The sequence below is a fragment of the Stenotrophomonas sp. 05L44_2 genome, assembly GCF_056665995.1.
This window is the reverse complement of the sequence record NZ_JBFTNR010000128.1, coordinates 1-7,368: the sequence shown is the minus strand read 5'-3', so window position 1 is coordinate 7,368 and position 7,368 is coordinate 1. Positions and strand designations below refer to the sequence as shown.

Annotated in this window: 5 protein-coding genes; 4 read left to right on the top strand and 1 reads right to left on the bottom strand. The window is 67.8% G+C overall.

Annotated elements, in window-relative coordinates; translation table 11 throughout:
• The 3 genes from AC1VAN_RS06470 to AC1VAN_RS06460 form a co-directional block, all read left to right on the top strand.
• The coding region (locus AC1VAN_RS06470) for a DUF7902 domain-containing protein (protein WP_480985490.1) at positions 1-3,656 on the top strand (3,656 nt) is incomplete at its 5' end.
• Positions 3,657-3,661: 5 nt separating this feature from the next.
• Positions 3,662-4,360, top strand: a complete 699-nt coding sequence (locus AC1VAN_RS06465; protein WP_480985489.1) for a hypothetical protein — start codon at positions 3,662-3,664, stop codon at positions 4,358-4,360.
• Positions 4,361-4,403: 43 nt separating this feature from the next.
• Positions 4,404-5,513 (top strand): toxic anion resistance protein, encoded by a 1,110-nt coding sequence (locus AC1VAN_RS06460; RefSeq protein ID WP_032975007.1) that lies wholly within the window; start codon positions 4,404-4,406, stop codon positions 5,511-5,513.
• Positions 5,514-5,698: 185 nt separating this feature from the next.
• Here the strand turns inward: AC1VAN_RS06460 and AC1VAN_RS06455 are convergent, their stop codons facing one another.
• Positions 5,699-6,586, bottom strand: coding sequence for a LysR family transcriptional regulator (locus AC1VAN_RS06455; protein ID WP_032975006.1), 888 nt, complete (start codon positions 6,584-6,586; stop codon positions 5,699-5,701).
• A 96-nt stretch (positions 6,587-6,682) separates the two neighbouring features.
• Here AC1VAN_RS06455 and AC1VAN_RS06450 point away from each other — a divergent pair.
• A partial coding sequence (locus AC1VAN_RS06450; RefSeq protein ID WP_480985488.1) for a pyridoxal-phosphate dependent enzyme occupies positions 6,683-7,368 on the top strand: 686 nt, incomplete at its 3' end.

The window sequence follows — 7,368 nt, the reverse complement described above, 5'->3', positions numbered from 1 at the left end:
TCCGCGAACTGCGCTACATCGATACCGCGCGCATCGAGGCGATGGCCGCCGAACTTGTGCAGGCGCACGACCGTGTCGGCGCCGCCACCGGTACCTTCCTTGCCGGCGATGCAGCACTGGCCCCCTTGACCGCCCGCATGCAGGCGCTGGACGAAGCCGCACAGCAGGCCGCCAGTGCACGCCAGCTGGATGAGCAGCTGGACGGCCTGCGCGGCATGGCCGGCGATCTGGACATGCTGTCCGAGCTGATGGCCGGGCTGAAGGTCGACGATGCGACCGCGCGCACCCGCGTGGTCGAATCCATCTCGCTGCTGTACGGGCGCCTGAACCAGGCACGCGCACGCGCCGAACAGCGCCGCAAGTCGCTGGGTTCGGCCGAAGCCGTGGCCCAGTTCGCYGCCCAGTTCGCCCTGTTCTCGCAGTCGATCACCAGCGCGCTGGCGATGGCCAGCGACCCTGAGCGGGCCGACGAACAGTTGTCGCGCCTGCTGGTGCAGCTGGAAGAACTGGAAAGCCAGTTCGGCGAGCACGAGCAGTTCCTCGGCGACATCCTGAGCAAGCGCGAAGAGCTGGTCGAAGCCTTCGATACGCACAAGCAGGCCCTGCTGGATGATCGCCAGCGCAAGGCGCGCTCGGTGCTCGATGCCGCCAACCGCATCCTTGATGGCCTCGGAAAGCGTACCGAGCGGTTCGGCACGGCCGACGAGCTCAACGCTTTCTTCGCCGGCGATCCGCTGATCCTCAARCTGCGTGAACTGGCCGAGCGCCTGCGTGCGCTGCGCGACAACGTCAAGGCAGACGATGTCGAGGCGCGCCTGAAGGGCGTGCGCGACCAGGCCGTGCGCCAGCTGCGCGACCGCAGCGACCTGTACGAGGCCGGCGGCAACGTGGTCCGCCTTGGCCCGCGCCATCGATTCAGCGTGAACACCCAGGCGCTGGACCTGACCCTGCTGCCACGGGGTGAAACCCTTGCCATCCACCTCACCGGCACCGATTTCCTGGAGACCCTGCACGATCCCGAGCTTGATGCGCTCAAGCCGTTCTGGCCGGTGACCCTGGATTCGGAATCGGCAGCGATCTACCGTGGCGAATACCTGGCCGGGTGCCTGTTGCTGGCTGCGGAGGAGGGCCGTGATGGCCTGGACCTGGGCCAGCTGCAGCACGATGCAGCCGAACCGGAAGCGCTGGGCCAGCGGGTCCGCGCCTTTGCCGCGCCCCGTTACCGCGAGGGCTACGAGCGCGGTATCCATGACCATGACGCCGCCCTGATCCTGCGCGCGCTGTTGCCGCTGCAGCAGGCCGCCGGACCGCTGCGGCATTCGCCCCATGTGCGTGCGTTGGCACTGCTGTTCTGGGCCGCGCGCCAACGCGATGAAGCCGTGGCGCAGTGGCCCGGCCGGCAGGCTGGTGCCGAGGCCATCGCGCGCCTGTTCGGTTCCGATGAGGGGCGCCAGGCCCTGCGTGCGGAAATGGCCAAGGCGCTGCATGACCATGCACTCGCGCATGCACTGCCGTTTGACGCCGCCGCCGCCGATGCAGCAGCGGCATACCTGGGCGAAGAACTGGTGGCCGGCGAGCCGGTGTTCAGCACCAGCCGGCACGCGCAGGCATTGCTTGACGCGCTGTCGCAGCAACTGGAGCAGGCGGGCCAGCGTGATGCGCTTGAACGTGCGCTGCAGCGCTCGCAGGATCCGCTGGCCATGCGTTGGGCATTGGCCGGACAATGGCTGCGGGCGCTCGCCGGGCTGCCGGCACAGTCGGCGCATGCCGGCTATGTCGAAGAAGCGGCGGCATTGCTGCTGGTGCAGCGACAGCTGCGCACCCGTGCCAGCGATGCACCGCTGCAGGCGGAGGTCAGCGGCCTGCTGGGTGAACACGCCCGCATCCACAACGGCAGCCTGACCGTGTCGCTGGACGATTTCCTGGCACGCCTGCAGCATCACCTGCAGGCGTTCGTACCGGCCTTCCATGCCTATCAGGCGGTGCGCCAGGGCATCATCGGTCGCGAACGCGAAACCCTGCGGCTGTCGGAGTTCAAGGCCCGGCCGTTGTCGTCCTTCGTGCGCAACAAGCTGATCAACGACGTATATCTCGGCGTGATCGGTGACAACCTGGCCAAGCAGATGGGTACCGTTGGYGAGAACAAGCGCAGCGACCTGATGGGCCTGCTGATGATGATCTCGCCGCCCGGCTACGGCAAAACCACGTTGATGGAGTACGTGGCGCATCGCCTCGGCCTGGTCTTCATGAAGATCAACGGCCCGGCGCTGGGCCACGAAGTGCGGTCGCTGGATCCGCAGCAGGCACCGGACGCCACCTCGCGGCAGGAGCTGGAAAAGCTCAACCTGGCGCTGGAGATGGGCAACAACACCATGCTGTATGTCGATGACATCCAGCACACGCACCCCGAGTTCCTGCAGAAGTTCATCTCGCTGTGCGATGGCACGCGCCGCATCGAGGGYGTATGGCGCGGCCGTACGCGCACCTACGACATGCGTGGCAAGAAGTTCTGCGTGGTCATGGCCGGCAATCCGTACACCGAATCCGGCGAAGTGTTCAAGATTCCGGACATGCTGGCCAACCGTGCCGACATCTACAACCTGGGCGATGTGCTCGGTGGCATGGAAGCAGCCTTCACGCTCAGCTACATCGAGAACAGCCTGACTTCCAACCCGGTATTGGCGCCGCTGGCCACGCGCGAGATGGCCGACCTGTACCTGCTGGTCGACCGCGCGATGGGCAAGGATGTGTCCACCAACGGCCTGAGCCACGCCTACAGCGGCGCCGAGATCAACGAGATCACCGCCACCCTGCAGCGCATGCTGCAGGTCCGCGATGTGGTCTACAAGGTCAACCAGCAGTACATCGCCAGCGCTGCCCAGGATGACCGCTATCGCACCGAGCCGCCCTTCCGCCTGCAGGGCAGCTACCGCAACATGAACAAGCTGGCGGAGAAGATTTCGCCGGTGATGAATGACGACGAGCTGCAGCAGCTGATCTCCGACCACTACCTGGGCGAAGCGCAGCTGCTGACCACCGGTGCCGAAGAGAATCTGCTGAAGCTGGCCGAGCTGCGTGGCGTGCTCGATGAGGAACGCGCGCAACGCTGGGCGCAGATCAAGCGTGATTTCCTGCGCAACAAGGCAATGGGCGCCGGCGACAGTGATGTCGGTGGCCGCGTGGTCGCGCAGCTGGCCGACATCGCCAGTGCGTTGCAGCTGCCACCGCCGCCGCCGCCGGCAGAGGTGGCCGTCGTACCGGAGCCTGCGCCATGGCCGGCCCTGCTGGCAGCGCTGCAGCGCCTGGCCGATGCACGTCCGGCCAGCGCGCCGGCTGCCGCCGTACCGCAGGCCGCAGCCACGCCATTGGCCGAAGACCTGCAGGCTGGTCTGGCACCGCTGCTGCAGCTGCTGGTCGCCTCGCAGGAACAGCAGGTGCAGTTGTCGCAGACGTTGGCGGCGTTTGCCGGGTGGGCCCGGCAGCAGGTAACTGCCGATGTGGCCACGACCGACACGCGTCGCCGCCCGCGGGTGCGTCGTGCAGCGACTCCGGAAGAACGTGCGCTGGACGAAGCGCTGATGCGCCACTTCTACGGTGAATCATTGCCGCCGGAAACGGTGGCTGATGACGGCCCACGGCCGCCGCCACTGCCGTGACCTGCGTGCGCTCCCTGCCCGAACCCACGCTTCCGGCGCGTGCCGATGTGGCCACGCTGGCAGCGTACGGCAGCCACTTGCTGCAGGTATTGGCCGAGCCTGCACCGTTGCAGGCCGGCGCGGAAGGCGAGGGACTGGTGGCTGCGCTGGCGCGGATCGCATTGGCGTTGCAGGCCAGCGATCCGGCGCGCCTGCGCCGGCAGGAGAGCTGGTGGGGGCGCCTGCTCGGCCGTGACGTTGAACGCCAGGCACAGGCGCAGGGGCTGCAGGCGCAGCTGGGCGTGCTGGCGCTGCAGGCGCGCGAGCAGGCGCAGGGTCTCGCGCAGCGTGTGCAGCAGCGCGCCCTGGCCATCATCGACAACGATGCGGCTGCCGCCGCGTTGGAGGCCTGGGCCACGTTCGGCGCCGCGCAGCTGGCGACACTGCAGGGAGCTGCGCAGGTCGCGCTGGCCCCACGCGTGGACCATCTGCAGCGACTTGCCACGCTGCGACGCATCGAAAGCGGGCAGTGGCGGCTGCTGCAGGAGCAGGACGAAGCCCTGCTGCAGCGCTTCGTCCGCATCCACGATGTCCTGCTGCCGGCCTGGCGCCAGGCCGCATTGGCGCGCCAGGCACTGGCGCAGGCTGCACGGGCCGAGCAGGCAGCCACGCTGCAGGCCCAGATCGACGACGAAGTAGCCGCTGCTCAGGCTAGACTGYCCTGAGCCGGCCGCCGCTGCCGCTTATCCACCGCAAGGACACTGCCCGATGACCCAGGACAGCCAGAACTCCGGCACGCTCGTGCCCGCCACCACGCCCGCCCCTGAACTTGATGACAGCACGTTGAAGGCCCTCGGCCTGGTCCGCGACGACCTGCCGCGCATCGCCGAAATCGGCCGCGAGCTGGAAGACCTGCGTCCGGGCAACCTGCAGGTGTTCGGCCGCGAAGCCGCCGCACGCACAACGGCCTTCTCCAGCCAGCTACTGGACCAGGTGCGCAACCGTGACCTCGACGCTAATGGCGAGAAGCTCGGCGAAGTGGTGCGCATCGCGCGCGAGCTCAAGCTGGATGGTTTTTCCCAGCGCTCGAAGGTGCCGTTGATCGGTGGCCTCATCGATCGCCTGCGTTCTTCCAAGGGCGAGCTGGTGCAGAAGTTCAGCGATACCAATTCGCAGATCGAACAGCTGCTCGGCGACGTGGGTGCGCAACAGGCGCTGATGGGCAAGCGGGTAAGCGATTTCGACCGCATGCATGACATCGTCCGCGAGGAGCGTCATGCGCTGGGCCTGTATGCCGCCGCCGGCAAGCAGCGCCTGGCCCAGCTGCAGTCCGAGCAGTTGCTGGGGCAGGGCAGCGATGACCCGCAGCAACGCATCCGCCAGAGCGAGATCGACAATGCGATCCGCCTGATCGAGAAGCGCGTCTCCGACCTGCAGCTGATGCAGCACGCGGCTGACCAGTCGCTGCCGATGATCCGCCTGATCCAGGCCAATGCGCTGCAGCTGATCGAGAAGTTCAACACCGTCCGCGACATCACCATCCCCTCGTGGAAGCGTCAGTTCGCGATCCAGTTGTCGCTGGGCGAACAGAAGAACGCCGCCGAACTAGCCAATGCCATCGACGATGCGACCAATGAGTTGATGCGACGCAATGCCGACCTGATGCGCCAGGCGTCGGTGGACACCGCACGCAGCAACCAGCGCGGCGTGATCGACGTGGCCACGCTGCGCCACGTTCACGATCAGCTGATCGCTACCGTCGAGGAAGTGCGCAGCATCCATCGCGAGGGCATGCAGCAGCGGCAGCAGGCCGAAGTCGAGCTGTCGCGCCTGCGCGAGGACCTGCAGCAGCGCCTGGCGGCGCCGACGGCGTCGTAATCATGCTTCGCAGCGTCGAGCTTGCTCGATCGCTGCCGGTTGGCCTTGTGTAGAGCCGAGCCCACGCTCGGCTTCCGGGCGAAGCAAGGCGTGTTCTGCAGCTCAACGCAGCCGGGCACGGGTCCGGATCTACAGGAGCCACATCTGCGGCCATTCCCCGCAGCGGCAGGCCGGCAGAACCCGGTTCAACGCAACTGCCCTACCGCCCAATCGGCCAACGCGTCCACGCGCGCATCGACAGGGCCGTCCGGCCGCGCCAGCACCCAGAACCCGCCGGTCGCGGCAAATCCCCACGGTGCCACCAGCCGCCCGGCTGCCAGATCCTCGGCCACCAGTGGCTCCGGCGCGATCGCCGGGCCCAGCCCCGCTACCGCTGCTTCCAGCAGGTAGTACAGGTGTTCGAAGCCGGTGCCGAGCTGCAGCTGGGCCGTGTCCAGCCCGTGCGACTGCGCCCATGCAGGCCACGCCTGCGGGCGCGAACTGGTGTGCAGCAGCGTTTCCCGCAGCAAGGCCGACGGGGGGACATGGCGCAACCGCTGCGCCGCCGGGTGCGAGGGCGCCACCACCACACCCACCCGTTCCGGTGCCAGCTCGCGCACCTGCCAGCCGCGCGGCCATGGTCCCTGTGCCAGCAGCAGCACCGCATCCAGCGTGGCCTGCGCCTCGGTGAAACTGCCATCCAGGGCCGACCACTGCAGGCGCACGCCGGGCAGGGCAGCCTGCAGTGCCGGCAGCCGCGGAATCATCCAGCGCGCCAGCACGCTGCCGCTGCAGCCCAGCACCAGGGCCGGCTCCGCGCTTGGCCGCCGCAGTTCGCGCACGCAGTCTTCAATGCCGCCGAACGCCTCGCTGCAGGCCTGTTGAAGGCGGGTGCCAGCGGCGGTCAGGCGCAGTCCGCGGCCGGCGCGCTGGAACAGGGCCAGGCCCAGATGGTCTTCCAGCAGCTTCAGTTGCCGGCTGATCGCGCCATGGGTCACATGCAGCGCCTGGGCCGCGCGGCCAACGCCGCCCAGACGCGCGGTGGCCTCGAACGCCCGCAGGGCATTCAAGGGCGGCAGCAGTGACGTRCTCATGTGAGATTTCCTGACGGGAKWGGCCAGATAATATCCATTTTCCGGACACAATCCGTGCGCTAGAGTATCCACCTGTCTGAACGACCGGTCGTCTCCATGCCTGACTCTCCCATCGCCGATTTCCATGCCTTCCCTGACGCCCAGGGCCACTTCGGCCGTTACGGTGGCAGCTTCGTCGCCGAAACCCTGGTCGGCCCGCTGCAGGAACTGGCCCAGGCCTATGACCAGGCCCGCCAGGATCCGGCGTTCCAGCTGGCCTATGACCGCGACCTGGCCCATTACGTGGGCCGGCCGAGCCCGATCTACCATGCTGAACGATTGAGTGACCACGTCGGTGGCGCGCAGATCCTGCTCAAGCGCGAGGACCTGAACCACACCGGCGCGCACAAGATCAACAACACCATCGGCCAGGCGCTGCTGGCGGCGCGGATGGGCAAGAAGCGCATCATCGCCGAGACCGGCGCCGGCCAGCATGGCGTGGCCAGTGCCACCGTCGCGGCGCGGCTGGGCCTGGAGTGCGTGGTGTACATGGGCGCCACCGACATCGAGCGGCAGAAGATCAACGTCTACCGCATGAAACTGCTCGGGGCGACGGTGGTGCCGGTGACCTCCGGCTCGGCCACCCTGAAGGACGCSCTCAACGARGCGATGCGCGACTGGGTCACCAACGTGCAGGACACCTTCTACATCATCGGCACGGTAGCGGGTCCAGACCCGTACCCGCGCATGGTGCGCGACTTCAACGCCATCGTCGGCCGCGAGGCACGCGAGCAGATGCTGGC